This is a genomic window from Halorubrum sp. PV6 (genome assembly GCF_003990725.2).
Lineage (GTDB): Archaea > Halobacteriota > Halobacteria > Halobacteriales > Haloferacaceae > Halorubrum.
Genome location: NZ_CP030064.1, coordinates 874,292 through 893,763, shown reverse-complemented (window position 1 = coordinate 893,763; position 19,472 = coordinate 874,292). Strand labels below are relative to the sequence as shown.

General features: G+C 66.6%; 18 protein-coding genes, 2 tRNA genes and 1 pseudogene. 7 read left to right on the top strand and 14 right to left on the bottom strand.

What is annotated here, in order from left to right; genetic code table 11:
- Window positions 1-25: 25 nt before the first annotated feature.
- The 3 genes from DOS48_RS18275 to DOS48_RS18265 form a co-directional block, all read right to left on the bottom strand.
- Window positions 26-799 (bottom strand): NAD(P)-binding domain-containing protein, encoded by a 774-nt coding sequence (locus DOS48_RS18275; protein ID WP_127117119.1) that lies wholly within the window; start codon window positions 797-799, stop codon window positions 26-28.
- A 93-nt stretch (window positions 800-892) separates the two neighbouring features.
- Window positions 893-2,194 (bottom strand): MFS transporter, encoded by a 1,302-nt coding sequence (locus DOS48_RS18270; protein WP_127117118.1) that lies wholly within the window; start codon window positions 2,192-2,194, stop codon window positions 893-895.
- 75 nt (window positions 2,195-2,269) lie between these two features.
- Window positions 2,270-2,938, bottom strand: coding sequence for a thioredoxin domain-containing protein (locus tag DOS48_RS18265; protein ID WP_127117117.1), 669 nt, complete (start codon window positions 2,936-2,938; stop codon window positions 2,270-2,272).
- Between the two features lie 94 nt (window positions 2,939-3,032).
- Between DOS48_RS18265 and DOS48_RS18260 the strand changes: the two are divergent.
- Together DOS48_RS18260 and DOS48_RS18255 are read left to right on the top strand one after the other, a co-directional pair.
- Window positions 3,033-3,326, top strand: a pseudogene (locus tag DOS48_RS18260) (DUF5779 family protein); the annotation flags it as partial.
- A 108-nt stretch (window positions 3,327-3,434) separates the two neighbouring features.
- The gene (locus DOS48_RS18255; protein ID WP_127117115.1) at window positions 3,435-4,409 is read left to right on the top strand and encodes a sugar phosphate nucleotidyltransferase; all 975 of its coding nucleotides are present in this window, start codon (window positions 3,435-3,437) and stop codon (window positions 4,407-4,409) included.
- A gap of 87 nt (window positions 4,410-4,496) precedes the next feature.
- Here the strand turns inward: DOS48_RS18255 and DOS48_RS18250 are convergent, their stop codons facing one another.
- Both DOS48_RS18250 and DOS48_RS18245 read right to left on the bottom strand, forming a co-directional pair.
- The gene (locus DOS48_RS18250; RefSeq protein ID WP_127117114.1) at window positions 4,497-4,709 is read right to left on the bottom strand and encodes a hypothetical protein; all 213 of its coding nucleotides are present in this window, start codon (window positions 4,707-4,709) and stop codon (window positions 4,497-4,499) included.
- Window positions 4,710-4,795: 86 nt separating this feature from the next.
- Complete coding sequence (locus DOS48_RS18245) at window positions 4,796-6,256, bottom strand: DHH family phosphoesterase (RefSeq protein ID WP_127117113.1); 1,461 nt, start codon at window positions 6,254-6,256, stop codon at window positions 4,796-4,798.
- A gap of 126 nt (window positions 6,257-6,382) precedes the next feature.
- Between DOS48_RS18245 and DOS48_RS18240 the strand changes: the two genes are divergently transcribed.
- Window positions 6,383-6,456, top strand: a tRNA-Lys gene (locus tag DOS48_RS18240).
- A 1,441-nt stretch (window positions 6,457-7,897) separates the two neighbouring features.
- Here DOS48_RS18240 and DOS48_RS18235 read toward each other — a convergent pair.
- Window positions 7,898-8,548, bottom strand: coding sequence for a hypothetical protein (locus DOS48_RS18235; RefSeq protein WP_127117112.1), 651 nt, complete (start codon window positions 8,546-8,548; stop codon window positions 7,898-7,900).
- 333 nt (window positions 8,549-8,881) lie between these two features.
- On the opposite strand from DOS48_RS18235, the gene DOS48_RS18230 reads away from it, so the two are divergent.
- A complete protein-coding gene (locus DOS48_RS18230; RefSeq protein ID WP_127117111.1) occupies window positions 8,882-10,180 on the top strand; it encodes an MFS transporter in 1,299 nt (432 codons plus the stop codon).
- 30 nt (window positions 10,181-10,210) lie between these two features.
- Here DOS48_RS18230 and DOS48_RS18225 read toward each other — a convergent pair whose 3' ends face one another.
- The 3 genes from DOS48_RS18225 to thrS all read right to left on the bottom strand — a co-directional run bounded on the left by DOS48_RS18225 (window position 10,211) and on the right by thrS (window position 14,308).
- Window positions 10,211-10,933: a class I SAM-dependent methyltransferase gene (locus DOS48_RS18225; RefSeq protein WP_127117110.1), complete on the bottom strand. Its 723-nt coding sequence runs from the start codon at window positions 10,931-10,933 to the stop codon at window positions 10,211-10,213.
- Window positions 10,934-11,036: 103 nt separating this feature from the next.
- Window positions 11,037-12,203, bottom strand: a complete 1,167-nt coding sequence (locus DOS48_RS18220; protein ID WP_127117109.1) for an alanine--glyoxylate aminotransferase family protein — start codon at window positions 12,201-12,203, stop codon at window positions 11,037-11,039.
- A 128-nt stretch (window positions 12,204-12,331) separates the two neighbouring features.
- Window positions 12,332-14,308, bottom strand: a complete 1,977-nt coding sequence (gene thrS / locus DOS48_RS18215; RefSeq protein WP_210755401.1) for a threonine--tRNA ligase — start codon at window positions 14,306-14,308, stop codon at window positions 12,332-12,334.
- Window positions 14,309-14,391: 83 nt separating this feature from the next.
- Here thrS and DOS48_RS18210 point away from each other — a divergent pair, with 83 nt between their 5' ends.
- Entirely contained in the window at window positions 14,392-15,372 is a 981-nt protein-coding gene (locus DOS48_RS18210) for a PLP-dependent cysteine synthase family protein (RefSeq protein ID WP_127117107.1), read from the top strand.
- Between the two features lie 45 nt (window positions 15,373-15,417).
- Here the strand turns inward: DOS48_RS18210 and DOS48_RS18205 are convergent, their stop codons facing one another.
- Both DOS48_RS18205 and DOS48_RS18200 read right to left on the bottom strand, forming a co-directional pair.
- Window positions 15,418-15,840 carry a CoA-binding protein gene (locus tag DOS48_RS18205; RefSeq protein WP_127117106.1) on the bottom strand — a complete coding sequence of 141 codons (423 nt, stop codon included), beginning with the start codon at window positions 15,838-15,840 and terminating at the stop codon, window positions 15,418-15,420.
- A 41-nt stretch (window positions 15,841-15,881) separates the two neighbouring features.
- Window positions 15,882-16,484: a recombinase RecA gene (locus tag DOS48_RS18200; RefSeq protein ID WP_127117105.1), complete on the bottom strand. Its 603-nt coding sequence runs from the start codon at window positions 16,482-16,484 to the stop codon at window positions 15,882-15,884.
- Between the two features lie 214 nt (window positions 16,485-16,698).
- Here DOS48_RS18200 and DOS48_RS18195 point away from each other — a divergent pair.
- Window positions 16,699-16,773, top strand: a tRNA-Arg gene (locus tag DOS48_RS18195).
- Between the two features lie 177 nt (window positions 16,774-16,950).
- On the opposite strand, the gene DOS48_RS18190 is transcribed toward DOS48_RS18195, so the two are convergent.
- Genes DOS48_RS18190 through DOS48_RS18180 form a run of 3 tightly spaced genes read right to left on the bottom strand, consistent with a single transcriptional unit; the run spans window position 16,951 to window position 18,898 of the window.
- A complete protein-coding gene (locus DOS48_RS18190) occupies window positions 16,951-17,835 on the bottom strand; it encodes an SDR family oxidoreductase (RefSeq protein WP_127117104.1) in 885 nt (294 codons plus the stop codon).
- Window positions 17,832-18,245: a DUF6069 family protein gene (locus DOS48_RS18185; RefSeq protein WP_127117103.1), complete on the bottom strand. Its 414-nt coding sequence runs from the start codon at window positions 18,243-18,245 to the stop codon at window positions 17,832-17,834. The genes DOS48_RS18190 and DOS48_RS18185 overlap by 4 nt, the downstream gene beginning before the upstream one ends.
- Window positions 18,242-18,898 carry an NAD(P)-dependent oxidoreductase gene (locus DOS48_RS18180; RefSeq protein WP_127117102.1) on the bottom strand — a complete coding sequence of 219 codons (657 nt, stop codon included), beginning with the start codon at window positions 18,896-18,898 and terminating at the stop codon, window positions 18,242-18,244. Before DOS48_RS18180 ends, DOS48_RS18185 begins: the two co-directional genes overlap by 4 nt.
- A 116-nt stretch (window positions 18,899-19,014) precedes the next feature.
- Between DOS48_RS18180 and DOS48_RS18175 the strand changes: the two genes are divergently transcribed.
- Window positions 19,015-19,422: a helix-turn-helix domain-containing protein gene (locus DOS48_RS18175; protein WP_127117101.1), complete on the top strand. Its 408-nt coding sequence runs from the start codon at window positions 19,015-19,017 to the stop codon at window positions 19,420-19,422.
- Window positions 19,423-19,472 lie beyond the last annotated feature (50 nt).

The following is a 19,472-nucleotide window of genomic DNA, read 5'->3' as shown; positions in this document are numbered from 1 at the left end:
GGCGTCGGTCGGGTCAGTCGTCGGCTCACTCGTGTCGCTCCCGCCCCTCGCGGTCGCCGCGAGCGCGCTCGTAGAGGGCGGCGAACGCCTCGGGGTCGGCGTCGGCTATCTCGCCGGCCGCGGCGGCCACGTCGTCGGCGCCGTCGAAGGCGCGCTGGATCTCGGCGTACACCGCGGGCGACCCCTCGGTGACGGTGTCCGCGACCTCGTCGAGCGCGGCCGAGACGGGGGTGTGAAATTCGTCGCGCACCGCCTCGCCCGCCAGTCGCCACGCGAGGACGGCCGCGTGCGCGCCGGCTTGGACCGTCTCCATCGCTTCGTCGTGTTCCGCGGGCGTCGTCTCGAACACGTCGTTGCCGCCGGCCTCGATGGCGGCGCCGATTCCATCGATGAGCGGGCCGCCGGCGTCGACCACGGCGGCGACGTTGCCGGGGACGCGCGGCGGCGCGAAGAGGGGATGGTAGCTCGCGCGCTCGCAGTCGGGCGCGTGGTCGCGCATCGCCGCGACCGCGTCGGTCATCTCGCCGGAGACGTCGAATATCGCCCGCTCGGCGCGGGGCGCGTACGCGGCGACCGCGTCGGGGACCGCGGACATCGGCACCGCGAGACACACGGCGTCGTGCGTCGTCTCGGCGTCGACGCCAACGGTCTCGGCGTCGCGCCCGGCGGCCGCGTCCGCGGCGACGGCCGGGTCGCTGTCGGCGAAGGCGACGGTCGCGTCGAGGGGCGAGTCGGCGGCCGACACGGTGTCGGCGATCCAGCGACCGATCTCGCCGGCGCCCACCACGAGGATGTCCATCTGTCGTCCGTACCGAAGAGACGCGCGCCTTAAAAGGGCTCGACTCGGGCGGGTCGCGGAGGGCGTTCGGCTCGCAGGGGCCGCGGCTCGCCGTCACTCCGAGGGCGACTGCCCGCCGGTCCGCGTGTGGCCGCGGAGGCCGTCGCCCGGTGCGATCGCGCGCACGGCCGGGAACAGGGCCACCGCGATGAGGAGTTCGAGCGCGCCGACCGCGAGGAACGCGGCGGTGTAGCCGAACAGTTCGGTGACGCTCCCGCCGATCAGGAAGCCGGTGAGGAAGCCGAGCGAGCCGAACACGTTGAACAGTCCCATCGCCGCGCCGCGGGCCTCCGGCTCGACTAAGTCCGTGACGAGCGCCATCGTCGCGGGCGCCATCAGCGCGCCGCAGACCCCGACGAGCACCATGAGCCCGGCCGCGATCGGGTACGTCGGGGCCACGCCGACGCCAATGGTGACGACCCCGTACGCGACCGAGCCGACGACGACGGGGCGGAGCCGGCCGATCCGGTCCGAAAGCGACCCGAAGGGGGCCTGCAACAGCGCGAAGGGGACGAAAAAGAGCGCGAGCGTCCCTCCCGCGGCCGCCGCCGAGAGCCCGAACGTCTCGGGGTCCTGGAAGTAGTAGACGCCGACCAAGGCGAAGAAACCGGCCGTGAGCCGGTCGACGAAGCCGAACGCGAGGGGTACGAAGAGGCCGGGGGTCGTCCGGGTCCGAGCGATCACGTCGCGCAGTCCGACATCGGTGGCCGGGGTGTCCGGGGTGTTGGCGGGGGCATCGTCGTCGGTGCCGGCGCTCCCCCCGTCCCGCGCGCTCGACCGATCGGCGACAAGTCGGTCGTCGACCGTCCCCGCGAGCCCCGCCGCCCCCGCCAACACCGCGGCGCCGGCGTAGAGCGGGTAGACCGCGTTCGCGTCCGCGAGCGCGCCGCCGACCACGGAGCCGACCGCCGCACCCAGCCCGATAGCGACGCCGGCGGTACCCATGTTGCGCCCGTTACCGCCGCCCAGGTCCATCAGCGAGGTGATCGCGAGCGAGAAGGCGCCGATGGTGAGCGCGCCGCCGACGACCCGGACCGCGAGCGCCGCCCGGAAGCCGACCCCCACCTCGGGGAGCACGGCCAACACGAGGTAGGAGGCGGCCCCGCCGACCGCGCCGGCGACGATGAGGGGCGACCGGCGACCGAGCGCGTCGCTGGCGGCGCCCCAGACGACCGCGAAGGCGACGAACGCGCCGAACTCCGCGACGAGGAACCACATCCCGGCGTCGATCCCGCCGGGGGCGCCGAGCGCGACCACGAGCGCCGGCACGCCCGGGTACAGGAGGACCTGCGAGATCAACACGGCGAGGACGACGGCGCCGAGTCGGCGTCGCTCCCCGTGATCGTCGGCAGTCATCACCGGAGGAGACGCGCCGAGCGGGCAAAAGACCGGCGCTCGGGCGGGGACCGCGAGCGAGCCGCCGTCGGTTATTTATAAGGCGTCGTCGATCGCCGCCGCGACCGTCTCGGCTCTGTAGTCGGCGACCGCCTCGCCGTTCACGAAGATTGTCGGCGTCCCGGAGACGCCCATCGCCTCGCCCTCGCTTCGATCGTCCATCGACGCCTCCTCGTAGGCCGCAAACTGGGCGTCGGCGATGGCGAGACAGGGATCCGCGCCGGCCGCTTCGGCGGCGTCGCCGATCGCCGCCCCGCTGTAGTTCCCCTGCGACTCGTAGGCCGCCGAGGCGAACTCGAAGAACGCCGCGGAGCCCTGACGGGCCCCGACGCCGCGGGCCGCGCTGGCGACGGGGACCGCCCACGCCTCGTTGACGGGAATCGGGAAGTCCCAGTGTTCGTATCGGATCTGGCCGGTGGCGACGTACTCGTCGCGGATCGTCGGAAAGTGGTCCAGTTTATACGTGGCGCAGTGACCGCAGGTGAAGTCCTCGAACGCCTTGACGACGACGTCGGCGTTCGCGTCGCCGAGCGTCGGCCGGAACTCGAGGTCCGGGCTCGACGGCTCGGAGAGGGAACAGTCGTACGACCCCGTGTCGAGTTCGTTTCCGCCGCTTCCGGCGCTCCCGCCGCCGAGACAGCCCGCCGCGCCGACGACGCCGACCGACGCCGCGCCCGCGAGGAGTGACCGTCGCGTGTGGTTCATACACCGATTGGGGCCGGTGCGCACTTAACGACACCGCGACGGGGACGGCAGCCCGCGTCCGAACGCTTTTGCCGCCGCCTCGCGACCCTGAGGTATGAGCGACTGGGACCTCGACTTACGCGACGCCGAAGAGCAGATGGACGAGGCGTTCGCGGCCGCCGGCGACGTCGTGCTCGGCGTCCTCGACGGGACGACCGACCCAGACGAGTGGGTTCGCAGCGTCGACTACGGTAACACCCTCGTGTTGTCCATCGACGGCGACCTCAACGAACTCGCCGCGGGCTTCGCGCGCGACGTGAAAGACATGGGCGGCGAGTTGATGCACTTCCGCGGGTTCCTCGTCGTCACCCCGCCGGGCGTCTCGATAGACACCGACCGGCTGAGCGAGTAGCGCGCCCTCTCTCGCGGTCGGGGTCGGACTTGGGAAACCAACAGACCGTTTATCGGCGTTGACAGGAGCGCAAGAAGTATGACACCGGGGTGAGACGGAGGTGATATGAAAGCCGTTGTACTCGCGGGTGGCTACGCGACCAGGCTCTGGCCGATCACCGAAACCCGGCCGAAGATGTTCCTCCCGGTCGGCGAAAACACCGTCATCGACGAGATATTCGAGGATCTGGAGGCCGACGACCGCGTCGACGAGGTGTTCGTCTCGACGAACGAGCGCTTCGCCGACACGTTCGACGAGTACCTCGCCGACAGTCCGTTCGAAAAGCCCACCCTCTCGGTCGAAGAGACCGTCGAGGAAGACGAGAAGTTCGGCGTCGTCGGGGCGCTGGCACAGCTCGTCGACCGCGAAGGGGTCGACGACGACCTGATCGTCGTGGCCGGCGACAACATGATCAGCTTCGATCTGGGCGAGTTCGCCGACTTCTTCGAATCGAAGGGGACCCCGACGCTGGCCGCCTACGACGTCGAGGACCGCGAGCGCGCCAAGTCGTACGGGCTCGTCGAACTCGACGGCGACGAGGTCGTGAACTTCCAGGAGAAGCCCGACGACCCGAAGAGCACGCTCGTCTCTATCGCGTGTTACGCCTTCCCCGCGGAGACGCTGCCCGACCTCGGGACCTACCTCGAAGACGGCAACAACCCGGACGAGCCGGGCTGGTTCCTGCAGTGGCTCCAACAGCGCGGCGGCGTCCACGCGTACACCTTCGACGGCGCGTGGTTCGACATCGGGACCGCCGACAGCTACCTCGACGCGGTCGAGTACGCGCTTGAGGGCGGCACGCTCGTCGCCGACGACGCCACCGTCGAGAACAGCGACCTCGGCGACGTGGTTCACGTGATGTCGGGCGCGACGATCACCGACTCGGCGCTCGAACGCGCGGTCGTCTTCCCCGACGCGACGATCGCCGACTCGACCGTTCGCAACTCCGTCGTCGACGAGGGAGCCACGCTGGAGGACGTGGACCTGTCCGGCGCGCTGATCGGCTCGTACACCTCGATCACGACCGGCGACGACTTTTAAATCACGAGCGTCGCGGCCGACCGGACGGCGGCGTTCCGCGGGCATCGCTCGCGGCTGTCGCTTCCTTTTCGCCGTGTTCGAAGCGTGCTACTCGTCAACCGAGCCGCCGGCTTGGCGGTGCGTGTGATGAAAACAGTCGAAGGCCGCGCCGGCGCTCGTGCCGACCGGGTGGAAACACACCCGTCGGTACCGCTCGTTGTCGATCAGGTTGACCATGAACCCGCCGGCGTGCCGCGAGACCGACGCGTACGGGGCGCCACAGGCGGGACAGTTCTCCGGGGGGTCGTCGGGGACGTGCATGGTCGGCGTCGGCGGTGACAGCGTTAAGGGCTGAGACGTAAAAACCGCTCCGCCGGTCAGATGAGCGTCTCGCTCTCGCCGCCGAGTTACGACCCGTTGGTGCTCTCGCCGCCGCCCTCGACGCCGAGCGCGTCGAACAGCTTCCGCCGGACGGCCTCCTCCGTGAGGTGGAGGAGGGTGTCGCGGTTGTCGCCGCTCGACTCGATGCCGGTGAAGATGCCGAGCGGTATCGAGAGCGACCCCTGCGTCGAGTGCCCGGCGGCGTCGCCCATCTCGGAGAACGCCTCGTCTAAGACGTTCCCGATGTTGAGCCGGATGTCCTTCGAGCGCGCCGCGAGGTAGATGGTGTCGTCGGCGATGCCGAGCACGGCCGTCGTCGTGATCCCCTCCAAGTTGAGCAGGTGTTGGGCCGCCTGCGCGAGCGCCTCGCGGTCCCGGATGAAGCCGGCCGTCGAAAAGAGGTGGCTCCCCTGCACCTCGCGGTTCTGGATCGCCTCTGCGAGCACGTCGAGCGTCTCCGGGCTCATCGACGGCGACTCCACCTGTTCGAGCGTGTCGTGGTTCGCGAACGGGTGGAGGTAGGCGGCCGCCGTCAGGTCCGCGGGCGTGGTGTCGCGTTTGAAATCGAGCGTCTCGGCGCGGATCCCGTAGAGGAGGGCGGTCGCAACCGCCTCCGTCGGCGACTGGTCGAACTCCTGGAGGTACTTCGTGAGGATCGTCGACGTCGACGAGACGTTCGTCCGGACGTCGACGAACCGGGCGTCGAAGGGGACCTCGGCTTCGAGGTGGTCGAGGTAGATGTCGATGTCCACGTCGAAATCGAAGCCGTCCTCGGCGGACTTCGCGAGGTCGACCGCCGCTATCGTCCCGTACTCCGCGAGGTTGGGGGCGTCCTCGCGCGCGACGAGATCGATCCCGAGGAGGTTGACGAACGCCCGGTTCTCTTGGTGGCCCACGTCGCCGGTGTAGAGGATGTCGGCGTCGACGCCGAACGCGTCGGCGATGGCCTGGAGCGCGGTCGCCGACGCGATGGAGTCCGGCTCCGGGTTGTCGTGGGTCAGGATGGCCATGCGGCCGTCGGCGCCCTCGATGATCTCAGCGAGCTGGCGCGCCATGTACTCCAGCTCGCCGGTCTCTAACGACTGGAGGGCGCTGTCGGCGATCACCGTCGAGGGGTTGATCACCACGTCGGCGCCGCGTTCGCGCAGCTCGTCTTCGCTGACGGGGTCGGAGGCGCGGACGACGACGTAGTGGTCGCCGCCGGTGTCGCGGACCGCCGAGACGGCCGCCTTGTTGGCCTCGACGTCGCTCGCGAGGATCAACACGATGTCGCGGTCGTCGAGTTCCTCGACCACGTCAGGGTCGGAGACGTCCTGGACGCGGGCGTTGAGGTCCTGGTCGCGGAGCGCCTCGACGCGACTCTCGTCGCGGTCGAGGATGAGCACGTCCTTGCCGCGACCGGTCAGGTCCTCCGCGACGGCGTGGCCCACGCTCCCACAGCCGAGGATCGCGTATCGCGTTCGCGCCGATCCGGATGCCCCACTCATTGGCTGTGATTTCCGGGGGACGACACTTAACGAGTGCGCTCTGTACGCGAGACGGCGACTGCGGGCGGCCGCCGCCCGCCGTCGAATGAAAAGGCCTTTTACGTCGACAGGGGTACGTTTCGATGAGGGCCGGTAGCTCAGTTAGGGAGAGCGACGGACTCTTAATCCGTCGGTCGCGTGTTCAAATCGCGCCCGGCCCGTGTTCCGAACCGCAGAGCGACAGCGATGCGGTGACGGAACCGGACGGAAGCGATTTGAAGTGGAATTGATGCCCTGTTCGACGAGAACGGCGAACTCCGTCTCTGGCAAGGCAGCGACCGCGTCTACGACCACATCGACCGAGTCTGACCGGAATCTGTACCGATGTCTCCGGCTCTGTTGACCCCCTCTTTCGCAGATAGTCTAGCAAGGCCTTGCTGAATACACCGTCCGAGTGTCTCACGAGTCAAACGAACAGAGGCCATCAGGAGGGTTGTCGTAATCACACGCTCGGCGGGAACCGAAGTCGAGGCGTTCTTCCTCCCAGAGTGTCCCCTCAGCGATCGCGATCGAACAGTCGCCACCGTCCGTGTCGTACCCTTGGAACGACTCGGTGACCCAGTCGCTATTATTGATCTGAACGGCGACTTCGTATCGCCCATGGGTACTCCCCCAGTCGCACTCCGGAATCGCGCTCTCGACGACGGCCCCGTCCTGTCCGGCGACATCGTGTGTCGAACGGTGAACGTTCGTTCCGTCGCGTCTCACCCGAATCGCAATCTGGTGAGCGTCCTCGGTGGAGTTGTGGACTGCGACGTAGCCCAGTTGGAACGACTCGTGTTAAGCCCCCCGCGAGACTATCTAGACACCCGGACGCCGAGGCGGCCCCACCGGTAGCGAGCGAGGCGAGGAGGGCACGACGATTCATACGGCGATTTCTGTCCTTCGCAAAAAGTATCTTGCCACACCCGTCTCGTCAGATGCCCCCTCTGTATCTCGCACGCCAATTCAATCACTCACCGGAATCGAACTGAACCGCGCCGAGTCAGGGGGTTGCGCGCTCGGGCGTGCGCCAGCCCTCCACGGGGTGGAGGCCGGAACTCTCGCCGGTATTTCGCTCGGAAACAAGTTGTTCAACGTCTTCTTACTCACATCGACGATCACGCTCAACGGCTCTGCTAAACCTCTCAGCGGCAGATACAAACAGCCTGCTGAATGGGGTGTGCGTATTCAGCATCGCGAGCAGGTTCGGTTCGTCGTATAACACGGGAGAAACGGAGACGACAGCGATCGGAGCAGACGCGAACAGATCGGAGGACTCCGTTACGTACCGTCTTGGTCGTTGAAATAATAGGTGAAGATCCCGAACGCCAATCCGCCCGCTGCTCCGGGTATTGCGGCAGAGATCACACTACCGTCCGAGAAAAGCACATCTATCGAAACCCACAGCAGCACCCAAACGGCAACGTTCATCGGAATATAGAGCCACGAGTTCACTAACCAACTCCGTAGGCCTGCTGCCATTCTCTCGCTCTTTTTCGGCTTGTTATGTAGTTCTTCTGAACGTGATAGCGGGCCGAGATGAGTTCCCTCGACACGTGCGCTGTGTTTAGCACGGCTCCGAGAACGGTTCTCTAATTGAGTGTTTCAGCGGAATCGCTCTCAGAGACCGAAGTGTGCGTCGCGTTCGACGACCGTGTATCCCTGAGCGGTGAGCACCTCGTCGCGGTACCGTTTCGCGAGTAGTTCCTGTGGGATGCGTCGCAGACCAAAACGCCGGTTTGAGAGATACGCTACCTCGATGGTCGTCTGTTCGTTCGTGGACCTGATTGTCGAAGTGTACGTTGCCCAAGGCTGACCGTTTACCGTGACTTCGGATTCAACCAGACGCTCCCCGCTCGCTGTAGTATCCGTATGCGTGTCAACGGCGACCTCTACAGATCGGAGTCCGAAAAGATACGAGACGGGGTATATCGCCGTATCGTCTTCTGTGGTAACCTCACTGGCGACGCCCCACTGGAGCGCCAACACGGGGGGTGTCGGGCCGGTGAACTCAGCGACGACTGTCTCCGGATCGGCGTCCGTTCGGAGTCGAATCGTCCCGCTCGATTGAAGGACTGGAGCGCGCGCGGCGACAAGCAAGATAACCGCGACAACAACCGCCGGGAGAAGTGAAGTCGCAAGGTACGTCCCGGAGAACACCGATACGGCGAGTGCGACGACAAGTGCGCTGAGCGGGCGTTCACGTCTGAGATACTGTTTTGCAACGTCGAGCGCCTCCTGTGGGCGCTCGGTGTCGTTTGTGGAGGGCATTATCGAAGAAATCTGTCGTCGGATTATTGGTTTTGTTGAAATCCGATTCGTCAGAGACGCTACCGCGGTCGGGTGGAGAATCGCGGCGAGCACGCCGAGCGGTTAGACGCAGCACGGCCAACGAAACGATGACGACGCAACCCACGTACCTTCGGCGCCACAGCGAACCGGCTAGCGACCCGCTTTGGCGGACTCACGACCGGCTCGCTCCACTTATAAACCCAGTTAGCCACCGGTGACGACTCGTCTTCCCTTCGCCGAGCGGCACCGCCGGGAGCTCCCTCCCGACCACCGAACCGCAACCCCTTTTAAATCCGTACGCGGCGATCCGGTGTGAGCAACGCGGCGGCTCCAACCGGAGTGCGGCGATCGCAGTTCTGGGCGCTCTATCTCACCCGCTTCGCCGAGGGGTTCGGGTTCATCACGCTCATCACGCTTTTGGGCACCTACATCAACACCTTAGACCCGCAGGCGACGACCGTCCTCGGCGTCACCATCTCCGCCGGATTCATCATCGGGATGTACACGACGGGGTTTACGCTCGCACAGACGGTCGCCGTGGTCCCGCTCGCGTGGGCCGGCGACCGCTTCGACAAGCGGACCGTTCTCTTGGTCGTCCTCGGGGTCGGCGCGGGCGTCTACGCGCTGTTCCCGCTCGTCGACTCCTCGGCCTCGTTCGTCCTCGTTCGCGCGCTACAGGGGTTCGTCGTCACCGGGGCGGGCCTGATGACGCTCTCGCTCGTCGGACAGATCGCGACCGGCGGAACGCGCGCAGACAAGATCGGGAAGGCCAACGCCGCGTCCTTCGCCGCCTCGATCCTCGGTTCGCTGTCTGCCGGGGGGATCTACGACGCGGTCGGCTTCGGTCCCATCTTCGCGATCATCTCGGCGCTGATGGTCGCCGCGTGGAGCGTCACGTGGCTCGTCTTAGACGACGACGACACGCGCGTCGAGGGGTTCCCCTTCTCTGATCTCGCCGTGAGCCGACGGATTCTCACGATAACGACCTTCCGCGCGCAGTACGCCTTCGCCGTGACGATGGTACGAACCTGGGTGCCGATATACGTCAGCACGGAACTGGCCGCCGGCGGCCTCGGCGTCACCGGCGTCGCCATCGGCGTCACCGTCACGGCCGAGAAGGCGACCAACATGGTCGGGCAACTGTTCACCGGCCGGCTCTCGGACGCCTACGGGCGCTCGCTCTTCGTCTTCGCCGGCGGCGGCGCCTACGGCCTGATCGCGGTGGCGATCCCGTTCGCGACCGCCATCGGCACCGCGCTCGGCGCGGGCGTGACGATCCCGATCCTCGGTGATTTGCCGCCGGCGTACCTCCCGCTCGTCGCCTTCTCCGGACTGCTCGGCGTCGCCGACTCCTTCCGCGAGCCGGCGAGTATGGCGCTGTTCGCCGACGAGGGCACCGACGACGGCGGCGTCGCGTCCAGTTTCGGCATCCGCGAACTCGTCTGGCGACCCGGCTCGGTGGCCGGCCCGCTGATCGCCGGCTGGCTGATGGTCGAAGTGAGCATGGCCGCGGTGTTTTACGTGGGCGGCGCGTTCGCGATCACCGGCGTCCTCGCGTTCCTCGCGGTGCTCGCGCGCGACCACGGGCGGGGAGCGCTGACGACGTGGTAGCCGAGAGCCGTCTGAGGGCGTCGTCGGGGTCTACCGCTTCCGGAGCGCGGCGCGGTAGTGGTACTCGTTCCCCTCGCTGCCGCGAACGACGTCCGCGACCTCCCAGCCGGTCCCGACGGCGGCCTCGCGGAGCCGGTCCGGACTGAAGAGCCGAAGCTGGAGGATCGGGTTCGTCTCGCCCTCGTACTCGAAGAACATGACCCGGTGTGCGAGCCCCGGCGTCGGGTCCGCCCGGTAGCCCACGAGGTCGGCCGTCGCGGGGTGAGTCGGGTCGTAACAGTCGACGACCGCGGTCGCGTCGGGCGTCGTCACGTACCCGAGATCGCCGAGGAACGCGGAGAGGCCGCGCATCGACCCCGCGAGGCCGAGCTGGGTCCCGTTCGCGAGCGCGGAGCCGAACCGGTCGCGCGAGAACTGCTCGCGGAGCGCGAACATGTCCCCCTCGCGGGCGTCCTCGACGCCGCGGTCGCGCATCGTCTCGACGAGCGCGGGGCTCGGTTCGAGCGCGACCGTCTCGAACCGCTCTTGGAAGTACAGCGCGTGGCGACCCGTCCCGGCGCCGAGGTCGACGAGCGGCCCGTGAAGCCACGAGGCGAGCCACTCGTGGGTCGCGTCCGCGCCCGGGTCGAACTCGGTGAAGTAGAACGCCTCGATGGGATGTTCGACGGTCTCGTCGCCGTCCCGGTGTAAGAGCGGCGCGTCCCGCTCGCCCCGGTGGTGGTCGAAGATCGCGCGCCCGAACGCGTCGGTCATGTCTCGACCAACTCGGGTCTCCGTGAAAAATCGCTCGTGCGTTCGTCACGCGGGCACACGACGGCTGCACTCGGTCCTCTCGGGGCGGAGGGCGCGCTCGCGTTCAGAACCTCTGTTCGGCTAAGGCGTCTTCTACGGCCGCCAGCACGTACTCGACGTTCTTCCGGCGGGCGGAGTGGCCCATACAGCCGATCCGCCAGATGTCGCCCGCCAGATCGCCGAGCCCGGAGGCGATTTCGAGGTCGTACTCGTCGAGCAGGTGCTGGATGACGGCGCCGTCGTCGACGCCGTCGGGCACGCGAACCGCGTTCAGGCTCGGCAGCCAGTACTCGTCCGGCGCGTTCATCTCGAGGCCCATCTCCTGAAGCCCGGACTTCAACTCGCCGGCGACCGCGCGGTGACGCGCCCAGCGCTCCTCGATCCCCTCTTCGGCCACGAGCCGGAGCGCCTCGCGGAGCGCGTACACGTTCGTGATCGGCGCGGTGTGGTGGTACGAGCGGTCGTCGCCCCAGTACCCCTCAAGCAGCGAGAGGTCGAGGTACCACGACCGGGGCTGCTCGTCTCGGTCGAGCACCTTGTCCATCGCGCGGTCGTTGAGCGTGAGGGGGCTCGCGCCGGGCGGACAGGAGAGACACTTCTGTGGCCCGGAGTAGGCCGCGTCGACGCCCCACTCGTCGACCCGCATCTCGACGCCGCCGAGCGAGGTGACACAGTCGGCGATCACGTACGCGTCGTGGTCGTGCGCGATGTCGGTCAGCTCAGAGACGTTCGGCTGGAGGACCCCCGTCGAGGTCTCCGCGTGGACGAAGCCGAACACGTCCGGCTGGTGTTCGTCGAACGCCTGCTGGACGTCGACCGGATCGAGAGGCTCGCCCCACGGCGCGTCGACGGTGACGACCTCGCCGCCGGCGCGTTCCGCCATCGACTGCATGCGCCCGCCGAAGTAGCCGTTCGTGGGGACCAGCATCGTCTCGCCGGGCTCGACGAGGTTGCCGACGGCCGCCTCCATCGACGCGGAGCCGGTTCCGGACACGGGGATGGTCCACTGGTTGTCCGTCCGGAACGTGTACCGCAACAGCTCCTGGACTTCGTTCATGATCTCGACGAACGAGGGGTCGAGGTGGCCGACGAGGGGCGTGCTCATCGCGTTGAGCACGCGCGGGTGAACGTCGCTCGGCCCCGGCCCCATCAGTGTCCGGTCGGGTGGCGTCAACTCGCCTACGTCCGGTGCGTCGCTGTCTCGTTCGGTCACCGCGGCTGTGTCCGGCATGGCGAGAGGTATCCGGAGGAGTGGCAAAAACGCGACGAAACGCGGGGGCGCACGTGCGAAGCGCACGACGCGGACACGATCCGGCACAATGCCGGGGAGCGCCGCGGTGTCGCTCGGGCGGTCGCGACTTACTCGGCGTCGATGAAGTCGGGAGTCGTTCGCTTCTCGTCGCGCTCGTCGACGAGGTGGTCGCGGAAGGCGTCGAGGTCGACGTCCCCACGCTGGTTCTCGAAGCGGTCGCGGACCGACACGGTGCCGGCCTCCTGCTCGTCCTCGCCGACGACGACCATGTAGGGGAGCCGGTCGTCGTGGCCGGCGCGGATCTTGCGGCCGACGGTCCAGTCGCGGTCCTCGACCTCGACGCGGAAGCCGGCGGACTCCAGCTCGTTTTTCACGCGGTGCGCGTAGCCGAGCGTCTCGTCGGAGACGGGGAGGATGCGGACCTGCTCGGGCGCGAGCCAGAGCGGAAAGTCGCCGTCGAAGTGCTCGATGAGGACCATGAAGAAGCGCTCGTAACTGCCGTACAGCGCGCGGTGGATCATCACCGGCTGGTGGTCCTCGTTGTCCTCGCCCGTGTAGGTGAGATCGAACCGCTCGGGCATGTTGAAGTCGAGCTGGACGGTCGGGCCGTCCCAGACGCGGCCCAGCGCGTCCTCGAAGCCGAAGTCGATCTTCGGGCCGTAGAAGGCGCCGTCGCCCGGCTCGACGTCGTAGTCGTAGCCGCCGGATTCGAGCACGTCTCGGAGCTGTTCTTCCGCGGACTCCCAGATCTCGTCGCCGCCGACGGACTTGTCGGGGCGGGTCGCGAGCGCGACCTCGACGTCCAAGTCCAGCGTCTCGACGACCTCGAAGATCATCTCGATGACGGCCTCGATCTCCTGACGGATCTGGTCCGGGCGGACGAACAGGTGGCCGTCGTCGATGGTGAACGACCAGACGCGCGAGAGTCCGGAGAGCTCGCCGCGCTGCTCTTTCCGGTACACCTTCCCGTTCTCGAAGTAGCGCTGCGGCAGGTCGCGGTACGACCACGACTGCTGGTCGAAGATGGTCGCGTGGCCCGGACAGTTCATCGGCTTCAGGCCGTACTCCTCGTCGTTGACGTCGAGGAGGAACATGTCGTCTTTGTAGTTCTCGTAGTGGCCGGACTGCTTCCACAGCTCCGTCCGGAACACGTGGGGCGTCTCGACCTCCTCGTACCCCTGCGCACGGTTGAGCTCGTTCGCGAAGTTCGACAGCTCGCGGAGGACGGTCTTCCCCGGCGGGTGGTACAGCGGGAGCCCCGGCCCGGTCACCGTCGGGATCGAGAAGAGGTTCATCTCCTGGCCGATCTTCCGGTGGTCGCGCTCTAAGGCCTCCTCGCGGAGTTCGAGATGCTCTTCCAGGTCGGACTCGGAGGCGAACGCCGTCCCGTACACTCGCGTGAGCGTGTCGTTCTCCTCGTCGCCGCGCCAGTAGGCCGCGGAGACCTCCAAGAGGGTCGCCGCGCCGATCTCGCCGGTCGATTCGACGTGAGGCCCCTGACAGAGGTCCTGCCAGCCGTCCTGGACGTAGAAGGTGACCTCCTCGTCGTCGGCCTCCTCGCTGAGGATCTGCTGTTTGTACTCGTTGTCGGCGTAGATCGCCTTCGCGTCCTCGCGGGACCGGACCTCGCGCTCGATGTCGTAGTCTGCCTCGATGATCGCGTCCATCTCGTCTTCGATCGCGTCGAGGTCGTCCTCGTCGAGGTCGACGTCGGTCACGTCGTAGTAGAACCCCTCGTCGGTCGGCGGGCCGATGGTCAGCGTCGCGCCGGGGTGGAGCCGCTGGAGAGCCTGCGCGAACACGTGGGCGGCCGAGTGGCGCAACACGGTGAGGTACTCGTCGGACTGGTCGGTGACGATCTCGATCCGCGCGCCGTCGTGGACCGACGCGTGTTTCTCCACGAGTTCGCCGTCTATCTTCCCCGCGACCGTGTCGCGACCGAGTCCGGGGCCGATCTCGAAGGCAACGTCCTCGACCGTCGCGCCCGCCGGAACGGCCAGCTCTGATCCGTCCGGAAGGACGACCGTCACGTCCGCCTGCCCGTCGGTCTCGCTCATACCTCTCCGGAACCGGACGAGGGCCATAAGTTTGTTCGATCCCCGGTACGCTCTCGCGCCCGCGACGGGGCATGGAAACACACAAGAGAGGCGGAACCGTTTCCGGCGGCATGACGAGCCACCAGGAGCCCCTGTCGTCGGTCCTGGAGACGATAGGGGAGACGCCGCTCGTCCGGGTCCACGACTCACCGGACGCGGTGCCGGTGTACGCGAAGCTTGAGTCGTTCAATCCCGGTGCGAGCGTCAAAGACCGCATCGGGAAGTACATGCTCGAACGCATGCTCGAACGCGGCGACGTGGGGGCGGGCGGGACCGTCGTCGAGCCGACCGCCGGCAACACCGGGATCGGGATCGCCGTCGCCGCCGAGCAGTTGGGGCTGAACGCGGTCTTCGTCGTCCCGGAGCGGTTCTCGGTGGAGAAACAGCAACTGATGCGCGCGCTCGGCGCGGAGGTGGTCAACACCCCGAGCGAAGACGGGATGGGATTCGCCATCGACCGGGCCCACGAGATCGCCGACGAACTGGACGACGCCGTCGTTCCACAGCAGTTCTCGAACCCGCTCAACGCCGAGGCCCACTACGAGACGACCGCCCCGGAGATCGACGAGGCGCTGGACGGTGAGGTCGGCGCGGTCGTCGCCGGCTGCGGCACCGGCGGGACGCTGATGGGGATGGCCCGGTACTTCCGCGAGCGCGATCCCGACACCCACGTCGTCGCGGTCGAACCCGCCGGCTCCGCCTACCGGGAGTTCCTCGGCGAGGAGGTCGAACACGCGGAGTACAAGACGGAGGGGATCGGCACCCACGACATCGACCGCAACGACCTCTTCGACCCGGAGCTAGTCGACGACATCCTCGCCGTCCCCGACCGCGAGGTCCACGAGGAGATGGGCCGGCTGGCGGCCGAGGAGGGACAGCTCGTCGCCTCCTCCGCGGCCGCGAACGCGATCGCGGCGAAGCGGGTCGCCCGCGACATTCGCGACGGCGCGATCGACGCGCCCCACGACACGGTGGCCACGATATTCTGCGACTCCTCCGAGCGCTACCTCTCGAAGGGCGTCTACCGCTCGTTCGAGGAGTGGGAGGGGTAAGGCGTTCCCGCGGGGCGGCGTCTCGTCTCTCGGCTCGTCTCTCGGCTACCCGCGAAGCCGCCCGTGTTCGACTTTCATACAGCGATCCTGTACCACCTCGACCCCGTCTGCCTCGGCGTTCTCGGCCGCCTCGTCGTGACTGATCCCGAGTTGGAGCCAAGCCGCCGCCGCGTCGCCACGCGCTCCGTGTCGCTCGCGGACGGCGTCGAGTATCTCCGGCACCTCCTCGCTCGGGCGGAAGACGTTCACCAAGTCGACATCGGCGTCCACGTCGGCGAGCCGATCGACCGCGGGTTCACCGAGGATCTCGTCGGCGAACGGGTTCACCGGGATCACCCGATACCCGTTCCGCTGGAGGTACGCCGGCACGTCGTGGGCGGCCTTGCCGGGCGTCGTCGAGCAGCCGATCACGGCGACGGTGTCGGCGTCTAACAGTCGGTCGAGGTCCTCGTCGTCGGTGAGGGGCATACTCGCGAGTACGCGGTCGCGCCGATTAAAACGCCCGGCGCTCAGGCCAGCCGGATCTCGGGCTCGCCGTCCTCGGGGACGGTGATGACGCCGTCGAAGAGCTGCTTGAGGGTGTTCATCGCCTGTTCGTCGTGCGACGTCGAGTCGATACTGAACAGGCCGAGACCGTTCACGCTCTGGATGCGGCCCGTGAACACGTGCAGGAACCGGAACACCGTCTGCAGGTCGGAGTACATCAACAGCGTCGACAGCGAGTGGACCATCACGCGGTTCTCCTCGATACCGCGGTCCCCGAACGCCTGGAGGAACTCGGAGAGTTTGATCCCGATGCCGGTCATGTCAACTGGCGAGGAGGTGTACTTGATGCGGTCCGACTCGCGGGCGTCGTTGACACCCTGCTGTCGGGTGACGCAGTCGACGACCGCGACCGGCTTCCCCTCGTAGGGCGTCCGCTTTTCGTAGTCTTTCAGCACGCGGTCGGCCCCGTCCTTCGTGGTGACGACGATGGCGCCGTCTCCGCGGTCGGTCCCCTCCGCCAGCAGATCCATCATCAGCGAGCGCTTGCCAGTGAGGGGCGGGCCGGTAAGGAGGAGGTTCGTTCCGGGACTGACCTCCTCCTCGAAGTGTGGCCTCAGGTCATACATGGGCGCACCTCAGCGACGACAAGACCGACTCGGGCCACTCGTTCGGCTGTGACACCGTTCGACCAAGACACATCTACTACGGAAACCATACTCGGTCCTGATAATATTCTTTTTGATCGGTCGGTGTGCCGACGGTACCGAGACCGGGGCGAGGAGAGCAGGCGCGATTTCAAATCGCGGGACTTAACATCCTCTCCAGGAAATCAAATCGTACGGGCGCTTAGCTCAGTCTGGATAGAGTGCTTGGCTTCGGACCAAGCTGTCGCGGGTTCAAATCCTGCAGCGCCCATACTTTTGGATAGGGTCGCCCGACAGCGACGATACAGTACACCACTGGGGTGCTGATTTTGTACGCCGCCTCGGACGTTCACGGGCCACGCGTTTCGACGTATCCGCCGTCGGCACCGCGCTGTTCGCGTCCGGTCGGACGACGAATCGCGGGGGATGTCGCCTCAGTCGTTCAGGATCACGGCTGGTTACGCGTATACGCGTCACCACCGGTTTGAAACTCCGCCGCATAGTCTTCGACGAACGCACGCACCTGTCGCGGGTGTCGCCCGAGTAGCCGCCGGCTATCGCCGGTGACACGCCCGGCTAACCCGACTCGTGCAGTCGTGTAGATACCACACATGAGAGCGATGAATCCGAGTGGTTCACCGCGGCGGCGCATGCGGGTTGCGAACGCCAACAGTGACGGCTGTGGATACGTGATGGATCGATCCAGGACGTCACTGAAGATGGTGGCGACCGCCCCGTAGTCCAGCGCCTCCGGCCCCGTGAGTTCGTAGGCTTTGTTCGCGTGACCGGACTCGGTCAGCACGACTGCCGCTGCCTCGCCGAGGTCCCGCGCGTCCACGAAACTGGTCTTCCCGCTCCCAGCCGGCACGAAAATCTCGTCGTGGTCGACGACGTCCCGACGGTGCACCTCCGAGAGGTTCTGCATGAAGAAGGACGCGCGCAGCAGCGTGTACTCCATATTCGTCGCCGTGATTCGGTTCTCGATCCAGTGGTGAGGGATGAGGACGTTCTTCTCTGCACCGAGCGTCGAAAGGTAGACGACACGGGCGACACCCTGGCGGTCCGCAGCCTCGACGAACTCGCCAATCTTCGATTTGTCCACGACCGGCGGTCGAACGAGGAACATTCTGTCGACGTCTCTTAGCGCACGACCCCACGTTTCCGGCTTCGTGAAATCGAACGCAATCACCTCTCCCGCGTCCGCGATCTCGGTCGAGACGGTCTCGGGGTCACGAACGCCCACCTTGATACTGACGGCGCGGTCTGAAAGAGCGGCGACGACATGCTGACCGACGGTTCCGGTCGCTCCGGTGACGAGTATCGACTCTGTCACTGTTCGACCCTCCAAGAGAGGAGCGCCCAGACCGACACCGCTGCGACGACCACGTGCGTCGCCATGAGAACGACGACGGCGATCGGGGTCGCAGCCGGATCGACTGCGAGCAACGCAAGGTCGGGGACAAACGAGAGGAGTAGTACGCCAGCGGCTACTCGGACGAACGTCCGATCAGCGTCACTGACGTACCGGTCGAGAAGCCAGTAGGCGACCGTCCCCCCGCCTGCGCCGAGCGCCGACAGAAACGCAACGGGTGGGATAGTCAACGGGCGGAACGCCGGAGCGATACCGAGGGCGTCCACGCCAGCCACGAGTACCACGTTGGCGAGTACGGCGAGGACGACGGCAAGCCCGCCTCGAACCGGCACGGAGGGTGACCGGGCCGCAGTGTGTTCGACGGTCGTCATGCGTCTGCCACCTTCGGCATTCCGCGGACGTACAGGTCGTCTTCGAGGCAGTCGAGGATGAACTCGGCGACGTTCGCTCGCCCTGCGGTGTCGCGCATTCCGAGCATCAGGTCCGTCCCGTGACGGAACTCACCGGTGTGGGCGTCTTCGGTGAGCCGGGGTCCCCGAACTGCCGTCCATCGAGTGTCGCTGTCTCGAAGGAGTTCGACCTGGTCTCGGGCGTCTTCGAGGACCGACCGTGCGAGCAGTTTCAACAGCGCGCCCATCATGCGTCCGCCGGGACTTACCGATTCGCTCTCTTCCCGGACGCCCGCACCGACCAGCGTCACGAACCGCTCGACGCCGTGTTGGTCCATCGCTGAAAGGATGTGTCGGCCGGCTTCTGTCAGCAGATCGTCCGGCCCATCGGACGTCTGGGCGAGGACGCTGACGACGACATCGACGGGGGTGCCGTCACCAGCGATGGCGCGTTCGACACCCTCGCCGGTGTAAGCGTCTCCCTCGACGATATCGACTCGGTCGTCGTTCCGAAGTGTGGATGAGAGGCCGGTTGCATCCCGGACGAACGCAACCACTTCGTGTCCGCGTTCGACTGCCTGTTCGACGAGTGGGTGCCCGGTTCGTCCGGTCGCACCGAATACGGCGATTCGCATACACGAAATACCACCTCTGAGAGTATATACTTGTAACTTCGAAGTTTCGAAGTATTAGCGCCTGAGACGACTCAAACCCAAAGATACAAATTCACAAGCGACGATAGTTGAATATCGTGACTAGACCGAACAATCCGCCGGACGTGCCCGATTTGAGTGCGGGACTGTCCCGCGAGGAAGCGATCGCCCTTCGCGAATCGTTCGCCCCCGAAGAGCAGGAGCGCATCAACCACACCGTCGCAGCACTGCTCGATCTCCTCGGGAAGGCGCACACGATGGCGGTTCTGAGCGCGTTCGCGTTCACCGAAGGGTCCCTCCGGTTCAGTGACCTCGAAACCGAACTCGACATCGCGCCGAACACGCTCTCGACGCGGTTACAGGAGTTGACAGAAGCAGGGTTGCTCCATCGTGAGGCCTACGATGAGGTCCCACCTCGCGTAGAGTACACGCCGACCGAGAAGGCGGAATCGCTGTTCCCCGTATTCGCCCACCTTCACCACTGGGCAATCGAGTACGAACTCTAACTTCGATTTCTGTAGTAGGATCCAAACTTCGAAGTCGAACGTACATTACT

What these genes read in the sequence shown, in the direction of transcription:
- DOS48_RS18270 (WP_127117118.1), bottom strand. Translation starts at nt 2,194, where the DNA reads ATGACTGCCGACGATCACGGGGAGCGACGCCGACTCGGCGCCGTCGTC.
- DOS48_RS18275 (WP_127117119.1), bottom strand. Translation starts at nt 799, where the DNA reads ATGGACATCCTCGTGGTGGGCGCCGGCGAGATCGGTCGCTGGATCGCC.
- DOS48_RS18250 (WP_127117114.1), bottom strand. Translation starts at nt 4,709, where the DNA reads ATGCACGTCCCCGACGACCCCCCGGAGAACTGTCCCGCCTGTGGCGCC.
- DOS48_RS18225 (WP_127117110.1), bottom strand. Translation starts at nt 10,933, where the DNA reads ATGACCGACGCGTTCGGGCGCGCGATCTTCGACCACCACCGGGGCGAG.
- DOS48_RS18205 (WP_127117106.1), bottom strand. Translation starts at nt 15,840, where the DNA reads ATGCCCCTCACCGACGACGAGGACCTCGACCGACTGTTAGACGCCGAC.
- DOS48_RS18210 (WP_127117107.1), top strand. Translation starts at nt 14,392, where the DNA reads ATGACGAGCCACCAGGAGCCCCTGTCGTCGGTCCTGGAGACGATAGGG.
- DOS48_RS18200 (WP_127117105.1), bottom strand. Translation starts at nt 16,484, where the DNA reads ATGTATGACCTGAGGCCACACTTCGAGGAGGAGGTCAGTCCCGGAACG.
- DOS48_RS18265 (WP_127117117.1), bottom strand. Translation starts at nt 2,938, where the DNA reads ATGAACCACACGCGACGGTCACTCCTCGCGGGCGCGGCGTCGGTCGGC.
- DOS48_RS18245 (WP_127117113.1), bottom strand. Translation starts at nt 6,256, where the DNA reads ATGAGTGGGGCATCCGGATCGGCGCGAACGCGATACGCGATCCTCGGC.
- thrS (WP_210755401.1), bottom strand. Translation starts at nt 14,308, where the DNA reads ATGGCCCTCGTCCGGTTCCGGAGAGGTATGAGCGAGACCGACGGGCAG.
- DOS48_RS18185 (WP_127117103.1), bottom strand. Translation starts at nt 18,245, where the DNA reads ATGACGACCGTCGAACACACTGCGGCCCGGTCACCCTCCGTGCCGGTT.
- DOS48_RS18220 (WP_127117109.1), bottom strand. Translation starts at nt 12,203, where the DNA reads ATGCCGGACACAGCCGCGGTGACCGAACGAGACAGCGACGCACCGGAC.
- DOS48_RS18235 (WP_127117112.1), bottom strand. Translation starts at nt 8,548, where the DNA reads ATGCCCTCCACAAACGACACCGAGCGCCCACAGGAGGCGCTCGACGTT.
- DOS48_RS18180 (WP_127117102.1), bottom strand. Translation starts at nt 18,898, where the DNA reads ATGCGAATCGCCGTATTCGGTGCGACCGGACGAACCGGGCACCCACTC.
- DOS48_RS18255 (WP_127117115.1), top strand. Translation starts at nt 3,435, where the DNA reads ATGAAAGCCGTTGTACTCGCGGGTGGCTACGCGACCAGGCTCTGGCCG.